Source organism: Mesorhizobium sp. M7A.F.Ca.CA.002.05.1.1, from assembly GCF_003998335.1.
In the GTDB taxonomy this organism is placed as follows: Bacteria; Pseudomonadota; Alphaproteobacteria; order Rhizobiales; family Rhizobiaceae; genus Mesorhizobium.
Genome location: NZ_RZQI01000764.1, coordinates 1 through 2922, shown reverse-complemented (window position 1 = coordinate 2922; position 2922 = coordinate 1). Strand labels below are relative to the sequence as shown.

Annotated in this window: 3 protein-coding genes; all 3 read left to right on the top strand. The window is 62.6% G+C overall.

The window, feature by feature from the left end:
* The first annotated feature begins 61 nt into the window (after nucleotides 1-61).
* Nucleotides 62-508 carry an RbsD/FucU family protein gene (locus tag EN939_RS28055; RefSeq protein ID WP_023808513.1) on the top strand — a complete coding sequence of 149 codons (447 nt, stop codon included), beginning with the start codon at nucleotides 62-64 and terminating at the stop codon, nucleotides 506-508.
* On the top strand, nucleotides 505-1428 hold the full coding sequence (locus EN939_RS28050; protein ID WP_127270001.1) for a carbohydrate kinase family protein: 924 nt from the start codon (nucleotides 505-507) through the stop codon (nucleotides 1426-1428). Before EN939_RS28055 ends, EN939_RS28050 begins: the two co-directional genes overlap by 4 nt.
* A gap of 248 nt (nucleotides 1429-1676) precedes the next feature.
* Nucleotides 1677-2819 (top strand): DegT/DnrJ/EryC1/StrS family aminotransferase, encoded by a 1143-nt coding sequence (locus EN939_RS28045; RefSeq protein WP_127270003.1) that lies wholly within the window; start codon nucleotides 1677-1679, stop codon nucleotides 2817-2819.
* Nucleotides 2820-2922: the final 103 nt, after the last annotated feature.

Here is a 2922-nt window from a genome sequence, read left to right as displayed (position 1 = left end):
CCAGACTGCCACTTTCCGAACGCTTCCTGATCGGCTCGACGACGATTTCCAGGAGCGCCTGATGCTGATCGGAATTCCGGCGCTGCTCGGTCCGGAGCTTCTGGCGATCCTGCGCGGCATGGGTCATGGCGACGAAATCGCCCTTGTCGACGGAAACTATCCGGCGGAACAGCAGGCAACCCGGCTGGTGCGCGCCGATGGTCACCCTCTTATCCCCGTACTCGACGCGATATTGAGTGTGCTGCCTGTCGATGACGCCGTGCCGGAGGCGCTGTTTCGCGCCTCGGTCAAGGGCGATCCCTCGCTTGCCGATCCCGTCCATCATGAGATCGAGGCGATCTGCGCCAAACGGGCGCCAGGCCGCAAGGTGGTTGCGCTAGCCGGCGCCGACTTCTATGCACGGGTCAAATCGGCGCATGCCATCGTCGCGACAAGCGAGCCGCGGCTCTACGCCAACATCATCATACGCAAGGGCGTGATCCATCCGCCGGAGACCAGGAAGCCATGATCCTCTGCTGCGGCGAAGCCCTGATCGACATGCTGCCGCGCACGACGACAGCGGGTGAGCCGGCCTTTGCGCCTTATGTCGGCGGCGCGGTGTTCAACACGGCGATCGCGCTTGGCCGGCTCGGCGCGCCGGCAGGCTTCTTTTCAGGCCTGTCGTCGGATCTGTTCGGCGGCCAGTTCCGGGATGCGCTGGGGGCAAGCAAGGTCAGCTCCACCTATGCGCACACCTCACCACGGCCAACGACGCTGGCCTTCGTCAAGCTCACCAACGGCCAGGCGACCTACACTTTTTATGACGAGAACACCGCCGGCCGCATGCTGACCGTCGACGACCTGCCGCAGCTTGGCAGCGAGATCGAAGCCATGCTGTTCGGTGCCATCAGCCTGATTTCGGAGCCCGCCGGCAGTGCCTATGAGGAGTTCATGCGGCGCGAGCATGAAAGTCGAGTGATGATGCTCGATCCCAACATCCGGCCGAACTTCATACCGGACAAGGCCAAGCACCTCAGGCGCATTCGCGCGATGATGGCGATGGCCGATATCGTGAAATTGTCGGACGAAGACCTGACCTGGTTCGGCGAAGCCGGCTCGCACGAGGATGTCATCCGCAACTGGCTGGATCGAGGCCCGAAGCTGATCGTCGTCACCCATGGCAGCGAAGGCGCCGTCGGCTATACCAGGGAACATGCCGTCACCGTCATGCCGGAAAAGGTCGAGGTGGTCGACACGGTCGGCGCCGGCGATACCTTCAACGCCGGCATCCTCGCCTCCTTGCATGAGCAGGGCCTGCTGACCAAGGCGGCGATTTCCCGCTTGTCGAAAGACGCCATCCACAAGGCGCTGGCGCTCGGTGCGAAGGCGGCGGCAGTGACCGTGTCGCGGGCCGGCGCCAATCCACCCTGGCGACATGAAATCGCCTGAGCAACGCTCAACATAAGTTGAGCCCAATCGATCACTTTATGTTTCGCAGGGGCTCTTTACAGGGCTATAAGGGCGGGATGGTGCCCGACGAAGCCCGGATTTCCGGCATCTGACTGACATTCGCCGGGAAATACTGGTAACGGACTGCGACACTTGGGCAATTTAGGGCTCCGCCTGCCCGGCTTTCTCGGCAAGCGCAACTCTGGTACCAGCGGCCGATTATCTGGCTAACCCGTTTTGAGGCCGACATGCAGTTCATCGATCTTGGCGCGCAGCGCGAACAAATCCGCGACCGGCTGAAGGCCGCGATCGACCGTGTCGTCGACGAAGGCCGTTATATTCTTGGCCCGCAAGTCACCGAATTCGAGAATAAGCTTGCCGCCTATATCGGCACCAAGCATGTCGTGGCCTGCGCCAACGGCACCGACGCGCTGCTGTTGCCACTGTTTGCGGCCGGCATCGGCCCGGGTGACGCGGTGTTCGTGCCGAGCTTCACTTTCGCCGCCACCGCCGAAGTGGTGGCACTGGCCAAGGCCGAGCCGGTGTTCGTCGATGTCGACCCGCATAGCTACAACATCGACATTGCCAGCCTCGAAGCGGCCATCGCCATGATCAAGAAGGAAGGAAGGCTGAAGCCGAAGGCTATCATTCCTGTCGATCTGTTTGGCCTAGCCGCCGATTACGAGGCGATCATGGCGATCGCCAACCGCGAAGGGCTGATGGTGATCGAGGATGCCGCCCAGTCGATGGGCGGTTCGCTCGACGGCAAGATGTGCGGTGCTTTCGGCCATGTCGGATCGACCAGCTTCTATCCGGCCAAGCCGCTTGGCTGCTACGGCGACGGCGGCGCGATGTTCACCAATGACGATGCGCTGGCCGAGCAGCTTCGCTCCTTCGCCTTCCATGGCAAGGGCGAGACGCAGTACGACAATGTCCGCGTCGGCATCAATTCGCGACTCGACACGATCCAGGCGGCGATCCTGATCGAGAAGCTGGCTATCCTGGAAGACGAGATGGTCGCCCGGCAGGTGGTGGCAAAGCGCTATGCCGAAGGGCTTGGCGATATCGTCACTGCGGCGCGCAATCTGGACGGCAGCCGTTCGGCCTGGGCGCAATACGCGATCGAGACGCCCAAGCGCGACGGGCTGAGGGCGCATCTCGGCGAAAAGGGCATTCCGTCTGTCATTTACTACGTGAAGCCGCTGCATGCCCAGGTCGCTTATCGCGACTACCCGCGCACGCCGACCGGCCTTGCCGTATCGGAAGACCTGCCGAAGCGGATCCTGTGCCTGCCCATGCACCCTTATCTCAGCGAAGCCGACCAGGACCGCATCATCGAGACGATCCGCAACTATATCGGCTCGAATTCGGCGCAGGCCGCGGCAGAGTAAGCTGCCGAGCCTTTCTCAGCCGGGGCCCGCCGCCCTGCCGCTGGCAATGAAATGCGGATTGGCAAAATCCTCGTCGTCGCTTTGCCTGCGCTTGCCATAGACC